General features: G+C 69.8%; 23 protein-coding genes. 14 read left to right on the forward strand and 9 right to left on the reverse strand.

Annotated elements, in window-relative coordinates:
* Positions 1–4: 4 nt before the first annotated feature.
* Positions 5–1,777, forward strand: coding sequence for a histidinol-phosphatase (locus tag AB0H36_RS00695; protein WP_360514122.1), 1,773 nt, complete (start codon positions 5–7; stop codon positions 1,775–1,777).
* A gap of 6 nt (positions 1,778–1,783) precedes the next feature.
* Complete coding sequence (locus AB0H36_RS00700; RefSeq protein ID WP_360514125.1) at positions 1,784–2,356, forward strand: hypothetical protein; 573 nt, start codon at positions 1,784–1,786, stop codon at positions 2,354–2,356.
* On the opposite strand, the gene AB0H36_RS00705 is transcribed toward AB0H36_RS00700, so the two are convergent.
* Together AB0H36_RS00705 and AB0H36_RS00710 are read right to left on the reverse strand one after the other, a co-directional pair.
* Entirely contained in the window at positions 2,353–2,493 is a 141-nt protein-coding gene (locus AB0H36_RS00705; RefSeq protein ID WP_360514128.1) for a hypothetical protein, read from the reverse strand. The two genes, AB0H36_RS00700 and AB0H36_RS00705, sit on opposite strands and share 4 nt — an antisense overlap.
* Before the next feature lie 21 nt (positions 2,494–2,514).
* Positions 2,515–4,761, reverse strand: coding sequence for an AAA family ATPase (locus AB0H36_RS00710; protein ID WP_360514131.1), 2,247 nt, complete (start codon positions 4,759–4,761; stop codon positions 2,515–2,517).
* Positions 4,762–4,931: 170 nt separating this feature from the next.
* On the opposite strand from AB0H36_RS00710, the gene AB0H36_RS00715 reads away from it, so the two are divergent.
* Together AB0H36_RS00715 and AB0H36_RS00720 are read left to right on the forward strand one after the other, a co-directional pair.
* Positions 4,932–5,459: an NAD(P)H-dependent oxidoreductase gene (locus AB0H36_RS00715; RefSeq protein ID WP_360514134.1), complete on the forward strand. Its 528-nt coding sequence runs from the start codon at positions 4,932–4,934 to the stop codon at positions 5,457–5,459.
* Positions 5,460–5,489: 30 nt separating this feature from the next.
* Positions 5,490–6,500 (forward strand): LLM class flavin-dependent oxidoreductase, encoded by a 1,011-nt coding sequence (locus AB0H36_RS00720; RefSeq protein WP_360514137.1) that lies wholly within the window; start codon positions 5,490–5,492, stop codon positions 6,498–6,500.
* Positions 6,501–6,517: 17 nt separating this feature from the next.
* Here the strand turns inward: AB0H36_RS00720 and AB0H36_RS00725 are convergent, their stop codons facing one another.
* Positions 6,518–7,015 carry an Lrp/AsnC family transcriptional regulator gene (locus tag AB0H36_RS00725; protein WP_360514140.1) on the reverse strand — a complete coding sequence of 166 codons (498 nt, stop codon included), beginning with the start codon at positions 7,013–7,015 and terminating at the stop codon, positions 6,518–6,520.
* Positions 7,016–7,158: 143 nt separating this feature from the next.
* Between AB0H36_RS00725 and AB0H36_RS00730 the strand changes: the two genes are divergently transcribed.
* On the forward strand, positions 7,159–8,310 hold the full coding sequence (locus AB0H36_RS00730) for a PLP-dependent aspartate aminotransferase family protein (RefSeq protein WP_360514143.1): 1,152 nt from the start codon (positions 7,159–7,161) through the stop codon (positions 8,308–8,310).
* Here the strand turns inward: AB0H36_RS00730 and AB0H36_RS00735 are convergent.
* Positions 8,246–8,836 carry an ATP-dependent Clp protease proteolytic subunit gene (locus AB0H36_RS00735; RefSeq protein WP_360514146.1) on the reverse strand — a complete coding sequence of 197 codons (591 nt, stop codon included), beginning with the start codon at positions 8,834–8,836 and terminating at the stop codon, positions 8,246–8,248. The two genes, AB0H36_RS00730 and AB0H36_RS00735, sit on opposite strands and share 65 nt — an antisense overlap.
* Before the next feature lie 127 nt (positions 8,837–8,963).
* Here AB0H36_RS00735 and AB0H36_RS00740 point away from each other — a divergent pair, with 127 nt between their 5' ends.
* Genes AB0H36_RS00740 through AB0H36_RS00750 form a run of 3 tightly spaced genes read left to right on the forward strand, consistent with a single transcriptional unit; the run spans position 8,964 to position 10,723 of the window.
* Positions 8,964–9,320, forward strand: a complete 357-nt coding sequence (locus AB0H36_RS00740; RefSeq protein WP_360514150.1) for a helix-turn-helix transcriptional regulator — start codon at positions 8,964–8,966, stop codon at positions 9,318–9,320.
* 3 nt (positions 9,321–9,323) lie between these two features.
* Positions 9,324–10,334, forward strand: a complete 1,011-nt coding sequence (locus AB0H36_RS00745; protein ID WP_360514154.1) for a pyridoxal-phosphate dependent enzyme — start codon at positions 9,324–9,326, stop codon at positions 10,332–10,334.
* The gene (locus tag AB0H36_RS00750; protein ID WP_360514157.1) at positions 10,331–10,723 is read left to right on the forward strand and encodes a GNAT family N-acetyltransferase; all 393 of its coding nucleotides are present in this window, start codon (positions 10,331–10,333) and stop codon (positions 10,721–10,723) included. The genes AB0H36_RS00745 and AB0H36_RS00750 overlap by 4 nt, the downstream gene beginning before the upstream one ends.
* Here the strand turns inward: AB0H36_RS00750 and AB0H36_RS00755 are convergent.
* A complete protein-coding gene (locus tag AB0H36_RS00755) occupies positions 10,710–11,582 on the reverse strand; it encodes a hypothetical protein (RefSeq protein WP_360514160.1) in 873 nt (290 codons plus the stop codon). The two genes, AB0H36_RS00750 and AB0H36_RS00755, sit on opposite strands and share 14 nt — an antisense overlap.
* Positions 11,583–11,682: 100 nt before the next feature.
* On the opposite strand from AB0H36_RS00755, the gene AB0H36_RS00760 reads away from it, so the two are divergent.
* The 4 genes from AB0H36_RS00760 to AB0H36_RS00775 all read left to right on the forward strand — a co-directional run bounded on the left by AB0H36_RS00760 (position 11,683) and on the right by AB0H36_RS00775 (position 14,514).
* Entirely contained in the window at positions 11,683–12,252 is a 570-nt protein-coding gene (locus AB0H36_RS00760) for a DUF4865 family protein (RefSeq protein WP_360514163.1), read from the forward strand.
* Between the two features lie 159 nt (positions 12,253–12,411).
* Positions 12,412–13,098, forward strand: coding sequence for an MFS transporter (locus AB0H36_RS00765; RefSeq protein WP_360514166.1), 687 nt, complete (start codon positions 12,412–12,414; stop codon positions 13,096–13,098).
* A complete protein-coding gene (locus AB0H36_RS00770; protein WP_360514169.1) occupies positions 13,086–13,538 on the forward strand; it encodes a hypothetical protein in 453 nt (150 codons plus the stop codon). Before AB0H36_RS00765 ends, AB0H36_RS00770 begins: the two co-directional genes overlap by 13 nt.
* 10 nt (positions 13,539–13,548) lie before the next feature.
* Positions 13,549–14,514, forward strand: a complete 966-nt coding sequence (locus AB0H36_RS00775) for a DMT family transporter (protein ID WP_360514172.1) — start codon at positions 13,549–13,551, stop codon at positions 14,512–14,514.
* On the opposite strand, the gene AB0H36_RS00780 is transcribed toward AB0H36_RS00775, so the two are convergent.
* Positions 14,433–15,128 carry a TetR/AcrR family transcriptional regulator C-terminal domain-containing protein gene (locus tag AB0H36_RS00780; protein WP_360514175.1) on the reverse strand — a complete coding sequence of 232 codons (696 nt, stop codon included), beginning with the start codon at positions 15,126–15,128 and terminating at the stop codon, positions 14,433–14,435. The genes AB0H36_RS00775 and AB0H36_RS00780 overlap by 82 nt on opposite strands.
* A 50-nt stretch (positions 15,129–15,178) precedes the next feature.
* On the opposite strand from AB0H36_RS00780, the gene AB0H36_RS00785 reads away from it, so the two are divergent.
* On the forward strand, positions 15,179–16,090 hold the full coding sequence (locus AB0H36_RS00785) for an SDR family oxidoreductase (protein ID WP_360514178.1): 912 nt from the start codon (positions 15,179–15,181) through the stop codon (positions 16,088–16,090).
* On the opposite strand, the gene AB0H36_RS00790 is transcribed toward AB0H36_RS00785, so the two are convergent.
* Positions 16,087–16,887, reverse strand: coding sequence for an MBL fold metallo-hydrolase (locus tag AB0H36_RS00790; protein WP_360514181.1), 801 nt, complete (start codon positions 16,885–16,887; stop codon positions 16,087–16,089). The genes AB0H36_RS00785 and AB0H36_RS00790 overlap by 4 nt on opposite strands.
* Before the next feature lie 14 nt (positions 16,888–16,901).
* Entirely contained in the window at positions 16,902–17,498 is a 597-nt protein-coding gene (locus AB0H36_RS00795; protein WP_360514184.1) for a LysE/ArgO family amino acid transporter, read from the reverse strand.
* 73 nt (positions 17,499–17,571) lie between these two features.
* On the opposite strand from AB0H36_RS00795, the gene AB0H36_RS00800 reads away from it, so the two are divergent.
* Positions 17,572–18,465 (forward strand): LysR family transcriptional regulator ArgP, encoded by an 894-nt coding sequence (locus tag AB0H36_RS00800; protein WP_360514187.1) that lies wholly within the window; start codon positions 17,572–17,574, stop codon positions 18,463–18,465.
* Here the strand turns inward: AB0H36_RS00800 and AB0H36_RS00805 are convergent.
* Entirely contained in the window at positions 18,446–18,949 is a 504-nt protein-coding gene (locus AB0H36_RS00805) for a GNAT family N-acetyltransferase (protein WP_360514190.1), read from the reverse strand. The genes AB0H36_RS00800 and AB0H36_RS00805 overlap by 20 nt on opposite strands.
* Positions 18,950–18,996: the final 47 nt, after the last annotated feature.

The raw sequence follows: 18,996 nt of genomic DNA on the forward strand, positions 1-18,996 counted from the left end.
CACGATGGGGCACGCGCACGACCACAGCCACCCGCACGACCACGACCACGGGCATGACCACAGCCACGACCACGGTCATGACCACGGCCACGGGCATCACCACCACCACCCGAACACCGAGCTGGACGCGGCCACGCTGGCGGCGCTCGACGAGTCGGTGCCGGACAGCGACCTCTCGCCGACCGAGGTGTCCCGGCGCGTCCTGCTGCGATCGGCGGGCATCCTCGGAGGTACGGCGGCGCTCGCCGTCACCGGAGCGCAGGTCGCCGCGGCGGCCGCTCCCCAGGACGGCTGGATCTTCAAGGCGGGCCAGCGCCCCAACGTCTGGCTGGCCGGCGACCACCACATCCACACGCAGCTGAGCTCCGACGGTCTGTACCGGGTGATCGACCAGGCTCGGCACGCTGCGGCGTACGGGCTGGACTGGCTGGTCATCACCGACCACGGCGGCGCGACGCACGCCCGGATCGGCGTCGACCTGGTCAACCCGCAGATCAAGGCGGCCCGCTCGGAGCTGCGCAACACGCTGATCTTCCAGGGCCTGGAGTGGAACATCCCGGCCGCCGAGCACGGCACGGTCTTCGTCGCACCGGGCAGCCGCGAGGTCGACGTACTGAAGCAGTTCGAGAACAGCTACGACGGCAGTGTGAAGGGCGCCGGCGCGAACACGCCCGCCAACGAGGCGCTCGCGGTGTCCGGCATCCAGTGGCTCGGTCAGCAGGTCGACAGCCGCCGGGTCGCGGACGCGCTGTTCCTGGCCAACCACCCGGCCCGCAACGGCATCGACAGCCCGCACGAGATCCGCAACTGGCGCGACGCGGACCCGCGGATCGCGGTCGGCTTCGAGGGCGCGCCCGGTCACCAGGCGGCCGGACTGCCGGCCGGGATCGGCGGCGCGAGCGCCCGCGGCTTCTACGGCAACTCGCCGAACGCGAACTCGTTCCCCGGCTACCCGGCCGAGAGCTACCGGACCTGGGGCGGCTTCGACTGGATGACGGCGACCGTCGGCGGCCTGTGGGACAGCCTGCTCGCCGAGGGCAAGCCGTGGTGGATCAGCGCGAACTCCGACTCGCACGTGAACTGGAACGAGACCTCGCGTCGTCCGGACGGCTCGAGCCAGGCGCAGTTCGACCGCGACGGCCGCTACATGGACCCGGTCTACGGCAACACGGTGAACCGGACCGCGGGCGACTTCTGGCCCGGCTTCTACAGCCGCACGCACGTCGGCGCGGACCGGCGTGACTACCTCGCGGTGATGGAGGGCCTGCGCAACGGCCGCGTCTGGGTCGACCACGGCGCGCTGGCCAAGGGCGTCGAGGTCGAGGTCCGTGAGGTCGGCAACCGGTACGGCGAGCCGCTCGGCGGCGCCCTGATCACGCGCAAGGGCAAGGCGCTCGAGCTCGTCGTCCGGATCACCGCGCAGACGATGCCGAACTGGGCGAGCTTCGTGCCGACCCTGAACCGGGTCGACGTGATCCAGGGCGCGGTCACCGGGACCGTCTCCGACCGCGACACCTTCACCGCACCGAACACGAAGGTCGTCCGGCAGTGGGACACCTCGGGCCGGCGCGGCACGTTCGAGCTCGTCTACCCGCTGGGCAAGGCGGAGGCGCCGTTCTACGTCCGCGTCCGCGGCACCGACGGGAAGCGCAGCCAGCCCGGCTACCTCGGCGCGGCGGTCGACCCGGCCGGACCGCAGCTCGACGTGGTCGGCGACGCGGACCCGTGGGTCGACCTGTGGTTCTACACGAACCCGATCTGGGTCCTGCCGAAGTAGTCGCCCATGATCATCGCGATCGACGCAGACAGCCGGGACACGGCCGCGGCCGACCACCTGCTGTACGACCTGCTCGACGCCGTGGACCAGCCGGTCGTCGCCTGCACCCACATGGTGTCAGGCGGCGACCGCCCGCACGTGGCGGTCTCGCTGATGAGTACGGCGGACCTGGCCGACGCCGTCCGCGGTCGCTTCGCCACTCAGCACGCCGGCCTCGCGATCACCCGGCCCGGCGCGTCCGAGCCGGAGCTGGCCGGCCCGAGCCAGCTCGTCCGCGGTGCCTACCTCGCCGCCGTCGAAGCAGCCCTCGGTACGGCGGGACGCGCTGTCCGCTGGCCCGGCCACGAACAAGCGCACGGGATCATGCCGGCCGCGGAACTCCGCACCCGCTGCGGCATCGATCAACTCGAGGCCGTCGGCGGTCTATCCGTCACCGACGATGCACTCGTCGACACCCGAGACTTCCTGCGCCCCCTCCGCCGCGCCGGCCGCCTGGTCCTCCAGGTCCAGCCAGCCGCCGGCAACCTCCTCATCCCCTTCGAACTCCAACACCAACAGAAATGCTGCGCTGACCACTAACCACCCCCGAAGTCGTTGAGCGTCAGCTTGTCGCGCGTGATCCCGCACCCCAGACAGAGCTGGTAGCGCTGGCCCTCCTCATTGCGCCTGGTTCGCCAGGTGTGCACGCGGAGGACGCACCTCAGCGGCTTCTTCATCCTTCGACGGTAGGACTCGCCTCACCGACGGTCATCCCACGCAGTGGAGGACTGGAGTACGTCGGGGAGCGGGCCGACTACTCCTAGGCGTTGGGTGCAGCGGGTCAGGGCGACGTACAGGTCGCGGAGGCCGCGTGGTGACTCGACGAGGATGCCGTCGGGGTCGACGACCAGGACAGAGTCGAACTCGAGGCCCTTCGCGCCGGCCGCGCTCAGCACCGTCACGTCGTCGAGGTGAGCGACCGCCTCCTGCACGAACTCGAGTCGGTTGCGGGACGTGATGACACCGACCTGCCCGTGCTGCGTCTCCTCGGCCGCCACCTTCTGCACGTACGCCGCCTGGTCCGCCGGCGCAATGTTCGCGTGCCAAGGCCGCACTCCGGTCGATCGGACCGAGCGCGGCGCCTTCGCCCGTGGGTCGACCTCGCGCAGGACATCACCAGCGAGCTCCATCACCTCGGCCGGTGTCCGGTAGTTGAGCGTCAGCTCGGCCAGCCGCCAGCGATCGCCGAACGTCGACCCGAGCGCACTCTCCCAGCTCGTCCCACCGCCGATCGCACCGGTCTGCGCGACATCACCGACCACAGTCATCGAGCGAAGCGGACAACGCCGCGCGATCGCCCGCCACGCCATCGGCGCGAGCTCCTGCGCCTCGTCCACGATCACGTGCCCGTACGTCCACCGCCGGTCGGCCCCGGCCCGGTCGGCCAGCGTCCGGTCGTCGTCCGCCTCGTACCGCTCCGCGAGCATCTCGGCGTCCAGGATGTCCTTCGCGGTCAGCACCTCCGCGTCGTCGTCCTCGTCGAAGTCGGTCGACGCCGAACCGGTCAGCACGTCCAGCGAGCCTTGTGCGTAAGCGATCGCCCGCGCCCGGGCCGCCTTCTCCTTCGCCGCTTCCCGGCCATCGTCCCCGAGCAGCTCCGCCGCTTCGTCCAGCAGCGGTACGTCGGACGGACTCCAGTCGTCGCCGTACCGCAGGAGGTGTTCGCGATCGAGGACACTCAGTTGCGGCGCAGCCACGGCCAGCCGGTCCTCGTCGCCGTACAGGTCCTCGAGGAGTTTCTGCGGGCTGAGCAGCGGCCAGAGCTGGTCGAGCAGCGCCTGCACAGCCGGCTCGGCGAGGACTTCCTTGCGCAGCTCCTGGCGGTCGTAGTCGTCGAGCAGGTTCTCGCCGCCGAGCGGGTCGGCGCCGATCAGGTCGGCGTACTGGTTCGTGAGGAAGTCGACGACCTCGGTCAGGAAGAACGGCCGGGCCTGATTGTGGGTCAGGTTGCGGCTGCGGGCCCGCGCCCGGGCGTCCGCGCAGAACGACGGGTCGAGCCGCAGCACGGTCCGGTCGACGGTGAGCTGGATCGGGCGGTCCGGCACCCACTGCCGGTCGTCGACCGCCTTCGCGATCACCTCGGCCATCACCGCGCGACCCTTGACCTCGGCGCTCTCTGCGACCTCCGGCCGGGTCGCGGTCAGGCCCGGGTACAGCTCGGCGACGGTGACGAGGCGGACGCCGTCCTCACCAAGTGACGGCAGCACCTCGCCGATGAACCGCAGGAACGCCGCATTCGGGCCGACCACGAGAATTCCGCGCTTTTCCAGCTGCTCACGGTGCGTGTAAAGCAAATAGGCCGCGCGGTGCAGCGCGATCGCGGTCTTTCCGGTGCCCGGACCGCCCTGGACGACCAGGATTCCGGGCAGTTCCGAGCGGATGATCCGGTCCTGGTCGGCCTGGATCGTCTGCACGATCGACTCCATCCGGCCGGTCCGGCGGGCCTCGAGCGCGGCGAGCAGGACCGCCTCGCCCATTACGCCGGTCCCGGGTTTGGACGCGTCCGGCGCGTCCCGGTCGAGGTCGAGCTGCTCGTCCTGAACGTCGACCACTTTGCGTAGCCGGGTCCGGATGTGGCGGCGCCGTACGACGCCCTCGTTCGCGACTGCCGTGGCGATGTAGAACGGGCGGGCTGCGGGCGCGCGCCAGTCGACCAGCAACGGTTCGTAGTCGTCGTCGTGCAAGCCGAGCCGGCCGATGTGCAGGGTCTCGCCGTCGGCGGCGTCCAGGCGGCCGAAGTACAGGCCTTCCTCGGCCGAGTTGAGCCGGGCCAGCCGGGTGTTCAGCTCACGGATCCGGCCGTCGCGCTGGTGCAAGGCCTGCGCGTTACGGGTATGGACCAGTTGCTCGTCCTGCTTGCGGGCCTCGGCGCGCTCCCGCTCGGCGTCGAGCGCAGCGTAGAACGCCGTCAGGTGAACCTGCTCGGCCTGAACCGGATTCGGCAATTCAAACCCCTTGTGATAAAATGCAGCCCGTTGGTTCCTGGAGGACATTTCCGCATTTCCTCCGGTGGCAGCCATAAATCCCTGAGTTTATCCCGGATCCCCCCTATTCTGAACTGCCTCCTCGTCGCCGCCTTGACCTCAAGTGGTGTTGAGGTATTAGCGTCCCCGGCGTGACCGTTCATCCGCTGCGGCTGGCCCTGCTCACCCGCACCGTCGACCCCGGTCGCTTCGGCACTCTGGTCACCCGCTGGTTCGCCCGCCAGGTCGAGCAGTCCGACGACTTCAAGCTCGACCTGATCGACCTGAGCGCCGTCCCGCTGCCCGAGTTGCCGGCCCGGATCGCCGACGCCGACGCCGCGGTGATCGTCACCGCCGAGTACAACCACGCGTACCCGGGTGACCTCAAGACCGCGATCGACGCCGTACGGCGGCCCTGGTACGGGAAGCCGATCGCCTTCGTCGTGTACGGCGGCCGGTCGGGCGGACTCCGGGCCGCCGAGCAGCTGCGACTGGTGTTCGGCGAGCTCCACGCGGTCACGATTCGCGACACCCTCGGCTTCCACGAGACCGACTTCACGGCGGACGGCGAGCCCGTCGACCCCACGACACCGCGTGCCGCGGCCGCATTGCTCGACCAGCTCGCCTGGTGGGCCAGGCCACTGCGGGACGCTCGCGAACGAACGCCGTACCCGGAATAGCTCGCGGCGGGCCGCGGTTGGTGGTTGAACGTGACCTCCGAACCGATGCCGTTGTCCGTGCTCGACCTCTCGCCGGTGCCGACGGGATCGCGACCGTCACAGGCGCTGCACGAGACCCTCGAGCTCGCCCGCGCCGCCGAGGCCGCCGGGTACAAGCGCTACTGGCTGGCGGAGCATCACAACATCCCGAGCGTGGCCAGCTCGACGCCCGAGGTGATGATCGCGGCCGTCGCCGCGGCCACCTCGCACATCCGCGTCGGCTCCGGCGGCATCATGCTGCCGAACCACTCACCGCTGAAGGTCGCCGAGACGTTCCGCGTGCTGGCCGGCCTGCACCCCGATCGCATCGACCTCGGCATCGGCCGCGCGCCCGGCACCGACCAGCGGACCGCGCTCGCGCTGCGCCGCAGCCGGGAGGCGCTCGGCGCTGACGACTTCCCCGAGCAGTACGCCGAGCTTCGCGCGTACGCGGAAGGCTTCCCGGCCGGTCACCCGTTCGCGCCGATCTCCGCGCAACCGGACGACGTACCGCTGCCGCCGGTGTGGATCCTCGGTTCCAGCACGTACGGCGGTCAGGCCGCGGCCGCACTCGGGACCGGATTCGCGTACGCCGGTCACTTCGGGACTCTCGACCCGGCCGGTGTGATCGCGTCGTACCGGGAGAACTTCCAGCCCTCCGACCACCAATCGACGCCGCATGTCATCCTCGCGCTGGCCGCGATCGTCGCCGACACCGAGGAACGCGCGCAGCAGCTGGCTCAGGCCAACGCGCTCTCGATGCTGCGCTTGCGCTCCGGTCGGCCGGGCCCGCTGCCGTCTCCCGAGGAGGCTGCCGCCTACCCGTGGTCCGACGCCGAACGCGCGGCCGTCGAGGAGTGGGCCGGTCTGGTCTCTGTCGGCACGCCCGACCAGGTCGTTGCCGATCTGTCGAGCCGTGCCAAGGCCGCGGACGCCGACGAGCTGATCATCACCACGAATATCCACAACCCCGCCGAGCGCCGGCACTCCTTTGCTCAGCTGGCAGCCGCCTGGGGTCTTTAGGGCGTGTCTGACGCGCCCTAGCTCGCTCCGCCGCGGACGTGCTCGAAGATGAGGCTCGTCTCGGCGTGTACTACGGCTGGGTCAGCGGTCAGGTGGTCCAGCACGAACTCGCGCAACGCGTCCGGCGACGCAGCCGACACGTGCAGCAGGTAGTCGTTCGCGCCGCTGACGTGGAACAGCGACAGCACACCCGGTAGCCCGGGCACCTTCGTCCGGAAGCGGTTGATCTCGTCACGCGAGTGCGCCCCGATGCGCACCGCGACCAGCGCCTGCAGCGGCTGCCCGAGCGCCGCCAGGTCCACGTCGGCGTGGAAGCCCCGGATCACCCCGCGCTCCCGCAGCGACCGCACCCGCATCAGGCAGGTCGACGGGGCGATGCCTGCTGCCTCCGCGAGCGCGTTGTTCGGCATCCGGCCGTTGCCGGCCAGCAATCGGACCAGCTCCCGGTCGACGTCGTCGAGCCCGTCCGGAGCCGCGCGCGGGGCGGGACCGGGGGTCCGACGATCCTTCGGCATGGCACCACTGTAGGACTCCTCCACAGAATCCACAGCGTGTGGATGAGCCTGTGGATGAATTTTCTTCGGAACTGTTGCGGCTGATCTGCAGAAGATTCCATCCTCATCGCCGAGTGAGTGCAGGCGACCTTGAGGAGGCACGGATGACCCAGCTCGACACCCGGTCGGTGCACGCCGGCCGTGACGACCTCACCGCGCTCGGCGTCCACGTGCCGCCGATCGACCTGTCCACGACCTATCCGCTGCCCGGGGTGACGGCCGGCGGGACGTCGTACGACGTACTCACGCAAGGCAAGGCGCCGGACGGCGGCAGCCTCGTGTACCAGCGGCTGTGGAACCCGACGGTGGCCCGCTTCGAGGACGCGCTCGCGGAGCTCGAGCACACCGACTCGGCGGTCGCCTTCGGCTCCGGGATGGCTGCGCTCACCGCCTGCCTGCTCGCCACTGTCGCCGCCGGCCGCCCGCACGTGGTCGCCGTACGACCGCTGTACGGCGGGTCCGACCACCTGTTGTCCACAGGCTTGCTGGGTACGACGGTCAGCTACACGTCGGCCGACTCGGTGGCGGCGGAGATCCGGCCGGAGACCGGACTGGTTCTCCTGGAGACGCCGGCCAACCCGACCGTGCAGCTTGTGGATATCGCGGCCGTGGTCCGGCAGGCGGGCGACGTGCCGGTGCTTGTGGACAACACGTTCGCGACGCCGGTCCTGCAGCAGCCGGCTCGTCACGGGGCGAGCCTGGTGCTGCACTCGGCCACCAAGTACCTCGGCGGCCACGGCGACGTCATGGGCGGCGTCGTCGCGGCCGGCGTGGAGTGGACAGCCCGGCTCCGTCAGATCCGGGCCGTGACCGGTGGCCTCCTGCACCCGCTGGCGGCGTACGAACTGCACCGGGGACTGCAGACGCTGCCAGTGCGAGTACGGGCGCAGCAGGCAACCGCCACCAAACTCGCCGACTGGCTCTCAGCCCAGCCCGCCGTCGAGGCCGTCTACTACCCCGGCCTCTCCGACCCCCACGAGCTCATCGGCCGCCAACAGTCCGGCCCAGGCGCCGTCCTGGCCTTCACCGTCACCGGCGGCTACGAAGCAGCCGCCCGAGTAGCCGGCTCCCTGAGCCTCATCACCCACGCAGTCTCCCTGGGCGGCGTAGACACCCTCATCCAACACCCCGCCGCCCTGACCCACCGCCTGGTCGCAGAAGAAGCCAAGCCCGACGCGGGTCTGCTACGCCTCAGCCTCGGGCTGGAAGACGTTGACGACCTGACTGCTGATCTTCAGTCAGCACTTGGTCGATGATTCCGTAGTCGCGGGCCGCGTCGGCGGTGAACCAGCGGTCCCGGTCGAAGTCGGTGGTGATCCGGTCCACCGGTTGGCCGGTCCGCTCGCTGATCAGTCGGGCCAGGTCCTCGCGTGCCTTGATGGCCTGTTCGGCCTGGGTCTTGATGTCGGACGCCGTACCGCCCATCCCGCCGGTCGGCTGGTGCATCATGATCCGGGCGTGCGGGAGCGCGTACCGCTTCCCCGGCGCCCCGCAGGTGAGCAGCACCTGCCCCATCGACGCGACCATGCCCATCGCGTACGTCGCCACGTCGTTGGAGATGAAGTTCATCGTGTCGTAGATTGCCAGCCCGGCAGACACCGAGCCGCCGGGGGAGTTGATGTACAGCGAGATGTCCGCCTTCGGGTCCTCGGCGTTCAGCAGGATCAGCTGGGCGCACAGGGCGTTGGCGTTCTCGACCTTGATCTCGTCGCCCAGGACGAGGATCCGCTGCCACAGCAGCCGCTGGTAGATGTGGTCGTCGAGAGGCTTGATCTCACTCATGCCGTCCAGCCTGCGCGCGGACCGTCCGGAATCGGTCGGGAATCTGCCCGTGGCAGATCTGCCCACCGCAGACCTGGCCGGGATGGCACACTCGTAACAGGACATCCGGAGGCAAGGAGGGCCAGACGTGCTGCTACGCCAGGTGATCGGGAACGTCTTCCGCCGGCTGCGGCGCGAGCGGGGGATCACCCTGCGCGAGCTCGCCGAGCTGGCGCAGGTGTCGGTGCCCTACCTGTCCGAGATCGAGCGCGGCCGCAAGGAGCCGTCGTCCGAGATCCTCGCCGCGATCTGCCGCGCGCTGGACCTCGAGCTGACCGACCTGCTGGCCGAGGTGCAGTTCGACCTGGCGACCGCCGTCCGGTCCACGCTGCCGATCCACCTCCAGACGGCCGCGATCCGGGTCGAGCAGTCGGCTCCGCGCCGGATCGCCTCGTCCCCGCGTGCCTACTCCGGCTCGGCCGAGGCCTTCTGCCTGGTCGCCTAGGTCGTGCGCTGGTACGACAACCCGACCGCACGCTCCTGGCGTACGGCGCCTCCACCCGACGAGGTCCTGGCCTTCCACCAGAGCCTCCCGGGGTACCGCCCGACGCCGCTGACCCCTGTCCCGTCGGTGGCCGCTGAGCTGGGTGTCGGCCAGGTGCTGGTAAAGGACGAGTCGCAGCGGCTCGGCCTGCCCGCATTCAAGGCGCTTGGCGCGTGGTGGGCGATCCACCGCGCGCTGCAGGATCACGCGGGTCCGGTGGAGCTCGTGACCGCGACCGATGGCAACCACGGCCGGGCAGTGGCTCGCCGTGCGACCCTGCTGGGCCTGCCCTCCCACGTGTTCGTCCCGGACGTCGTGAGCGATGCGGCGATCGACGCGATCCGATCCGAGGGCGCGACGGTGACCGTCGTACCTGACAACTACGACGCCGCCGTCGCGGAGGCAGCGTCGTACTCGGACGACCCCGGCCGGCTGCTGATCCAGGACTCCGCCTGGCCCGGGTACGAGGTGGTGCCGCAGCACATCGTGGACGGGTACTCGACCCTGTTCCGCGAGATCGACGTACAGCCGGACCTGGTCGTCGTACCGATGGGCGTGGGGTCGATCGCGCAGGCAGCCGTCACGCACTACCGCAGTGGCCCGTTGACACCCGCTGTGCTCGGTGTCGAACCCGCATCCGCCTCTTGCGTCACCACGAGTCTGCTGGCCGGCGAACTCGTCACCGTGCCGACCGGCAAGACGGTCATGGCCGGCCTCAACTGCGGTACGGCGTCGACCCTCGCCTACCCCGTACTGCGTTCAGGCCTCGACTACGCGGTCACAGTCGACGACGACGAGGCGCTGCAGGCAGTGGACGACCTGGCCGCGGCCGGCATCTCGTCGGGCGCAAGCGGCGCAGCCACACTCGCCGGCCTCCGCGCCGCCCGCGACCGCCTGCAGCTCAGGCCGGACAGCACCGTCATCCTGATCAGCACCGAAGCCCGTCAACGCCCATCGGCGGAGGAGGTGTTGTGAAGCTCGTGGTGCGGTTTCCGGTGGATGACGTCGAGCTGTCGACGCTTCACGGGCTTGCGTTCGGTAGTGACATCACGGTGCAGCCGTGGCGGGAGCGGTTGGAGCGGTGGGCGCTCACGTGGGTCGGGGCCTTCAGCAACGAGCAGTTGGTCGGGTTCGTCCAGGTGTGCTGGGACGGCGGTGCCCATGCGTTCGTGCTGGACACCGCCGTACACCCGGAGTACGGGCGGCAGGGCATCGGGAAGCGGCTGGTGCTTGCTGCTGCCGAGGAGGCGAAGGCGGCCGGGTGTGAGTGGCTCCATGTGGACTACGAGCCACACCTGACCGCGTTCTACGTCGAGGCGTGCGGGTTCAGGCCGACCGATGCGGCGCTGCTCAAGCTGAGATAGCGGTCAGGCGCTCGGTGGACACGCAGGAGATCAGGCAGCGCTCCTTCGCATCGCCAAGCAGGTCGGCACTCCACGTGAAACCACCGTCGCCCAGCTCTGCGCCGTCGCAGCCGATGCCCAGCGCCGTACCGGCGTAGTAGTTCCGGCCCTTCTCCCGCGCCGCGTCCTCGACCAGCTCGGTCTTCAGCGCCGGACGGACGGTGTCGTCGATCCGCTCCCGCACAGCCGACGGCGTGAACGTGGTGAAGGTCAGCTCGGCCGCATCACCCAGCACGTCGTGCCAGTACTGCAGGTGGTCCACCAGCAGCTCCGCCTCGGTCCGTCCCGAGCCGGTGTCCCGCGCACTCGACACCAGCACGAACAGCTGGAAGTGCGCGAACATCCCCGGCCCCTCGACCGCCTGCGCCCGCACGACCCGCTGGCACGCGGCCAGATGCACCCGTGGCTCACCGGCACGACGCCGTACGGCCGCCTCGATCGCGAGCTCGTTGGTCGGGTCGCTGGCGACCTCGGTACTGCGGATCGTGCTGAGCACCTGATGCTGGTTGATGTTGGACACTGCCGAGCAGGTGCCGAGCGGAGTCACGGGCGACAGCTCGACGCCGGCGAACTGGTCCGGCAGCCGCTCCCACAGTCGCTGCTGGGTCTTCACGAGCTGCCGGGGGTCGGACGTCGACGGCTGCACGAACCGGTCCTGCTGCCAGCGCTGCAGCAGTCGCGCCGGCGTCACCTTCGCGGCCCGGCCACGGCTCACGTCCAGCAGCACGGACTGCAGGTCCGACGGACTCAAGCCGTCGACCAGCGGCTCCCGGCTGCCCGCAGGCAACTTCGCCCAGATCCGTTCGATCACGTCACCCATCGCCCTACTCTGACCGACGTGTGGACGACAGCGCTCCCCAATTCTTCTGTACCTACTAGTATGTCCGGGACCTAGCGGAAGGGTGTGGACCGTGTACGCAATGCAGTACGAGATCACGTTGCCGACCGACTACGACATGGGGATCATCCGGCGCCGGGTGGAGACCACCGGGCACCGGCTGGACGACTTCGACGGGCTGGGGATCAAGGCGTACCTGATCCAGGACCGGGCGAACGGCGCGATGATCAACCAGTACGCGCCGTTCTATCTGTGGAACGACTCGGCCGGCATGGGCCGCTTCCTCTGGGGCGGCGGCTTCTTCAGCGCGATCTGCACCTCCTTCGGCCGGCCGCCGGTGCGGCACTGGACCGGGGTGGAGGCGCTGCCCGGCCCGGCGGCGGATCAGCCCGCGCTGAGCGCGACCAGGCACACGCAGACGCTGGCGAACGACGTGGACCCCGCGGAGCCGATCGGTGCGGCGCTCGAGGTGCTCCGCGAGAACGCGGCGCGGTCCGGTGTGCACTCTGCGGCGCTGGCCGTCGATCCCAGCCGCTGGGAGCTGGTGTTCTTCACCTTGTGGAACTCGCCGGAGCCCGGCCCGGTGCCGGGCACGCGGTACCAGGTGCTGCACTTGTCCACACCCGGAAGAAAAGATCTGCTGGGGCGCTGATTTCGCCGTATCTTTCAAGACATGAGATATCCGAGCCCGCACCTTTGACGCCCTGACCGCCTGCCGAGGAGCCTGTCCAGCCGCATCGTCGCGTACGAGGCGCTGCAGGACTTCATCCCGCTGTACCCGCTCTACCAGCTGCTGTTCGCCGACCACGGGTTGTCGGCCGCCCAGATCTCGATCCTGTTCGTCATCTGGTCGACGACCGCCTTCGTGCTCGAGGTGCCGTCCGGCGCCTGGGCCGACACGTACTCGCGGCGCAAGCTGCTGGTCCTCGGCGCGCTGATCAGCGCACTCGGGTACGCGGCGTGGATCACCGTGCCGTCGTTCGCCGGCTTCGCCCTCGGCTTCGTGCTGTGGGGTGTGTCGTCCGCGCTGATCTCCGGCACGTTCGAGGCCTTCGTGTACGACGAGTTGGCCGCCCGCGACTGCACCGACAAGTACGCCGGGCTGCTCGGCCGGGCCAGGTCGGCCTCGCTGATCGCCAACCTGGCCGCGACCGCGTTGGCCGCGCCGCTGTTCGACCTCGGTGGCTACGTGCTGGCGGGAATCGTGAGTGTCCTCAGCTGTCTGGTCCAGGCTGCGGTCGCGCTGACGCTCCCGGAGGCGCCGGCCGTCGAGCCGGCCCAGCCGGAGGAGGACGAGCCGCACTCGACCACCACCCGGGCTGCGCTCAGCGAGTACTGGACGATGCTGCGGGCAGGCGTGACCGAGGCGTTGACCAGTCGGGCTGTGCGGAGAGCAGTGGCGTTGGTGGCCCTGCTCGGTGGCTTCCTGGCGTTCGACGAGTACTTCCCGTTGCTCGCGAGAGATGCGGGAGCGTCGACCAGGTCGTGCCGTTGCTGATCGCGGTGACCGTTGCCGCGCAGGCGATCGGCGGCGCGCTCGCGGGACCGGCGTACAAGTTGCCAGCAGCAACCTTCGCGATCGGGCTCGGAGCGACGGCCGGACTCATCGCCTGGGGTGCGCTGAGCGGCACGGCCTGGGGCTTCGCGCCGATCGCGATCGGGTACGGCGTGATGCAACTGGTGATCGTGGTCGCCGAGGCGCGGCTGCAGGACTCGATCACCGGTCCGGCGCGGGCGACCGTGACGTCGGTGTCGGGGTTCTTCGCCGAGGTGTTCGCGGTCGCGGTGTACGTCGGGTTCGCGGTCGGTTCGTTGTGGTTCAGCATGGCGGTGCTGGTTGCCGCGCTGACGATCCCGGTGCTGCTGACGGCGATCGTCGTACCGTTCGCGCTGCCGCCGGCGAAGAATTCGGTGTCGGCCGAAGTGTCCGAGACCTAGCCTCGCAGACATGAGGAAGCGACCGGGGTGGTGGGGTGGGGGAGGTATCCAGCACAGCGTGCAGGCGGTGGGTGCTGCGGCGGTGGCGGTGGTGTTGTGGGCTGCCGCGTTCGTGGCGATCCGTCATGTCGGGCACGAGTTCTCGGCCGGTGCGCTGTCGCTGGGCCGGTTGCTGGTCGGCAGCGTGCTGCTGGGAGTGTTCGTGTTCACGCGGCCGCGGCGCTGGCCGGCGAAGGGTGACTGGAAGTTCCTGGTGCCGTGCGGTCTGTTGTGGTTCGGCGTCTACAACCTCACGCTGAACGCAGCCGAGCAACACCTCGACGCCGGCACGACCTCCATGCTCGTGAACATCGGCCCGCTGCTGATCGCCCTGCTGGCCGGCGTCTTCCTGCACGAGGGCTTCCCGCGCCAGTTGGTGATCGGGAGCGTCGCCGCGTTCGGCGGGGTGGTGCTGATCGGGCTCTCCTCGTCCGACGGCCGGGCCGAGACGTGGGGCGTCGTCCTGTGCCTCGCCGCCGCGGCGGCGTACGCGATCGGCGTCGTCACGCAGAAGCCGTTGCTCGCCAGGTTGCCGGCGCTCGAGGTGACCTGGCTGGCCTGCCTGATCGGCACGGTCAGCTGCCTGCCGTTCGCGCCGGCCTTGGTCCGGGAGACGGCCGACGCGCGGCCGTCGAGCATCTGGTGGGTCGTGTTCCTGGGGGCGTTCCCGACCGCGATCGCCTTCACCGCCTGGGCCTATGCGTTGGCCCGCACGACAGCCGGCCGGATGGGCGCGACGACGTACCTGGTCCCGCCGCTGACGATCTTCCTCGGCTGGCTGCTGCTCGGCGAGAGCCCGGCGCCACTGGCCTATCTCGGCGGCCTGCTCTGCCTGGTCGGGGTCGCGATCTCGCGCTACCGGTCGCGGTCGGCCAAGGTCGCGATACCGGCGGTCAGCACGGTCAGCCCGGACTCGAAGCCGCTGTCGAAGTCGTAGGCGAGACCCTCCGGGCCCAGCTCGCTGACCACCCGGACCAGCGTCGGCGCCTTGCCCGCGGGCAGTCCCTGCACCCGGGCGAGCAGGTCGGGAGCCAGGTCGAACGTCTCCGAGCGGACCGACGCCTCGCCGAGGGCGAAGCCGTGGATGAAGTCGACCAGCGTGTTCACCGTCTCGACGATCTGCCGCGGTGACAACCCGGCGCGATCGAGCGCGCGGTAGTACGGCTCCACCGTCACGACCACGACCTCCGAGACCGCCGACGTGTCGGACAGCACCTGCAGCGCCAGGTTCGGATGCGCCCGGAGCGCGTTGCGATACGCCCGCGCCGCCTGCTTGAGCTGCTCCTGCCAAGGCACGGCGTCGCCCGGATCGGTCTGCTCCACGCCGGCGAACACCAGCTCTGCGAGCCCGCCCAGGACGGCCGCCTTGTTCGGCAGGTGGTGGTAGAGCGACATCGGGTTGACCCCGAGCGTCGACGCGAGCCGCCGCATGGTGAGCGCGTCGATCCCCTCGTCGTCGACGATCCGCAGCGCCGCCGTCAGGATCGCCTCCCGGCTCAGCCGCTCCTCGCCGGCACGAGGTCGGCCGGACCGCTTGCCAACATTAACCATACGCCGTATGGTACATAACCATACAGCGTATGGAAAACATGGAGGCGGGTATGAAGCCGTTGGCGGGGAAGGTTGCGCTGGTGACCGGGGCGAGCCGGGCAGCCGGGCGGGGGATCGCGGTCCAGCTCGGCGCCGCGGGCGCGACCGTGTACGTGACCGGGCGCACCACGAAGGGGCGGCGGTCGGAGATGAACCGCCCGGAGACGATCGACGAGACCGCCGAGCTGATCGACCAGGCCGGCGGTCACGGCATCGCCGTACCGGTGGACCACCTGGATCCCGAGCAGGTCCGCGCTCTGATCGAGCGGATCGAGGCCGAGCAGGGCGCGCTGCACATCCTGGTGAACGACATCTGGGGTCAGTTCAGCGAGCCCGAGTGGGACAAGACGGTCTGGGAGAGCAACCTCGAGGACGGCCTGCGGCTGCTCCGGCTCGGCATCGACACGCACGTGATCACCAGCCACTACGCGCTGCCGCTGCTGATCAAGTCACCGGGTGGCCTGGTCATCGAGATGACCGACGGGACGAACGAGTACAACGCGGACAACTACCGGGTCTCGTTCTTCTACGACCTCGCCAAGGGCGCCGTCAGCCGGATGGCGTTCGCCCTCGCCCACGAGCTCGACAAGTACGACGCGACCGCCGTCCTGCTCACTCCGGGCTGGCTGCGGTCCGAGGCGATGCTCGAAGGCTTCGGCGTGACCGAGGAGACCTGGCAGGACGCGACCGAGCGGATCCCGCACTTCGCGATCTCCGAGAGCCCGTCGTACGTCGGCCGCGCGGCGGCAGCGCTGGCCGCGGACCCCGACGTACGGCGCTGGAACGGCAAGTCCACGTCGAGCGGCGAGCTCGCCCAGGTCTACGGCTTCACCGACCTCGACGGGAGCCGGCCGGACGCGTGGCGGTACATGGTCGAGGTCCAGGACCCCGGCAAGCCGGCCGACACCACCGGCTACCGCTAAAGCTTGTACGGCGGGCAGACCGCGCTGCCATCGGCCGGAGCCGCCAACGCGCGCACGTCACCGGACAGCGCAGCATGTGGATGGGCGGCCGCGATCGGAATCCCCGACGCGGCCGCCAACTCCAGCACCTCACGTCGCGAGGTCACGGCCCGCGCCGGATCCCGCTCGTACACGTAGATGAGCTCAGGCCACCGAGCCTGCGCCGGATGTACGAGCACATCGCCGCCGAGCACCGCACGCTCAGTCACCACAGACTGATGCCCGGGCGTATGCCCCGGCGTCGGCAGCAGCCGCAGTCCGCGCAACCTGGTCTCGCCGTCCACCACCTGGAGTTGATCGGCGTCCACGATCGGCCGGAGCATCCGCTCGTACGTCGCCCCGCCCCGCACGTGCTCGAGCTCAGCCCGCTGTACGACGTACTCCGCGTTCTCGAACCGCGGCCGATCGGCATCCGCGCTCCACCCCACGTGATCGAGGTGCACATGCGTCAGCACGACGGTGTCGATGTCGCTCTCCCGCACGCCGACCTTCTCCAGCAGCCCAGGTAGCCGTCCGGCCACCCCCAGCCACTTGGCGGCCTCGCCGCCTGCCGGGCCGATGCCCGCATCGACGAGCACGACACCGGAGTCCCCGGTCACCAGATAGCTGTGGAAATGCAGCCACCAGCCCGCGGCCCGCACGTTCCCGGGCATCACCGCCGAGGTCCACGCCGCATTCTCCGCGCTCCACCCCGGCAGCGCGTCCTCAATGGGCTCCGGGAACACCGCCACCGCATCGCACAACACTGTTACGTCCACCGGCACAGTCTCGGTCAGTCGAGGAGCATCCAGGTGGCCAGGCCGGCCATCAGTACGGCGATGGTCGAGTCGAGGACCTGCCAGGCGCGCGGGCGGGCGAACAGCGGCGTGAGCTTGCGGGCGAAGAATCCGAGTGCGAAGAACCACGTGAACGACGCGGTGACCGCGCCGATGCCGTAGATCCAGCGGCCGTCCGCTCCGCGCTGGTTGGCCAGCGATCCGAGCAGTACGACGGTGTCGAGATACACGTGCGGGTTGAGATAGGTGAAGCCGAGGCAGGTCAGCAACACGCTGCGCAGGGCCGCGGGGGCGTGGTCGGCCGGGCTGATCGCGCCGGGGTTGAGCGCGCGCCTCGCGGCGAAGGCGGCGTACACGAAGAGGAAGGCGGCGCCGCCGTACTTCGCGATGTCGAGCGCGAGCTCGCTGCGGGTGAGCAGCGCGCCGAGGCCGGCGATTCCGCTGGAGATGAGGAGTGCGTCGGAGAGGGCGCAGACCAGCACCACCGGCAGCACGTGCTCGCGGCGCAGGCCCTGGCGCAGCACGAAGGCGTTCTGCGCTCCGATCGCGACGATCAGGGACAAGGTCGTGGCAAAGCCGGCAAGGAGGGGCATGTCTACGACGGTAGGTAGCCGATCGCCCTCAAACCAGCTAAAGATTCTGAAGGGGCATTAGCATGGTTTCATCATGCAGATCGACTCCGCACAGCTCGACACGTTCGCGGCCGTGGTCGACGAAGGCAGCTTCGACGCGGCCGCACGCCGTCTGAACATCACGCCTTCGGCCGTCAGCCAGCGAATCAAGGCGCTGGAGAGCCGGCTCGGCCAGGTCGTCGTGATGCGCGCCAAACCGGCCAAACCCACCGAGGCGGGTGAAGCCCTGCTCCGGTTGGCCAGGCAGGTCTCGCTGTTGGAACTGGAGGCGATCGCGGCGGTCCGTGGCAAGGTCGACACGCTTCGCTTGCCGATCGCGGTGAACGCGGACTCGCTGAACAACTGGTTCCTGCCCGCGATGCTCGACCTGTCCGAGCAGCACGCGGCGCGGTTCGTCGTCCATCAGGAGGACGAGGAGCACTCCGCGGAGTTCCTGCGCAACGGCACAGTCCTCGCCGCAGTGACGGGCGATCCACGGCCGGTGCAGGGCTGCCGCGTCGTGCCGCTGGGGAAGATGCGGTACCTGCCGGTCGCCACGCCCGCGTTCGCCGAGCGCTGGCTGGCCGGGAAGCCGTTACCGGACGCGCTGGCTGAGGCGCCGATGATCGTGTTCAACACCAAGGACCTGCTGCAGCACCGGCTGATCCGCAAGGTCACCAGGCGCAAGCTCGACCCGCCGACGCACGCGGTGCCGGCGCCTGGCGCGTTCCACCAGGCCGTCCGGATCGGCCTCGGCTGGGGCATGATCGAGGACGAGGTCGCCGAACCCGACCTGGCCGCCGGCCGCCTGGTGGATGTTGCTCCGGGCAAGTACATAGACGTCCCGCTGTACTGGCAGCACTGGAAGCTCCAGTCCAGCGTCCTGGACGCGCTGACCGCCGCAGTGCTGCGCGCAGCTGCGGTGGGACTCAGAGCGGGCGGTGCATGACGTGCAGGCCGACGTACCCGTGCTTGGGGTGGTGGAACGCCTCGGGGACGGTGCCGATGATGGTGAAGCCCAGGCCCTGCCACAGGTGCACGGCAGCCGCGTTGGTCTCGACGACCGCGTTGAACTGGATCGACCGGAAGCCTGATCGCTGGGCCCAGTCGATCATGTCCGCGCAGAGCAGCCGCCCGACGCCCTTGCCGCGGGCCGCCGAGCCGACCATGAAGCTCGCGCTCGCGACGTGGGATCCCGGACCCGGCCGGTTCGGGTACATGTTGGCGCTGCCCAGAACGGTGCCGTCGGCATCGACCGCGACCGTGGTCCGGCTGAGCGGGTCCTTGGACGGTGACATCCAGAGCGCCTCCGCCTGCTCCTCGGTGAGCTCCGGGTCGTAGGCGTACGTCTCCTGCGCGGTGACGATGTCGTGGAAGAACGGCCAGATCGCCGCCCAGTCGGCCGGTGTGGCATTCCTGATCTGTACTGACATAGTGCGAGAAGCATCACCCGAGAAGCCCAGGATGCCAACAACATTCC

Source organism: Kribbella sp. NPDC050820, from assembly GCF_040653975.1.
In the GTDB taxonomy this organism is placed as follows: Bacteria; Actinomycetota; Actinomycetes; order Propionibacteriales; family Kribbellaceae; genus Kribbella.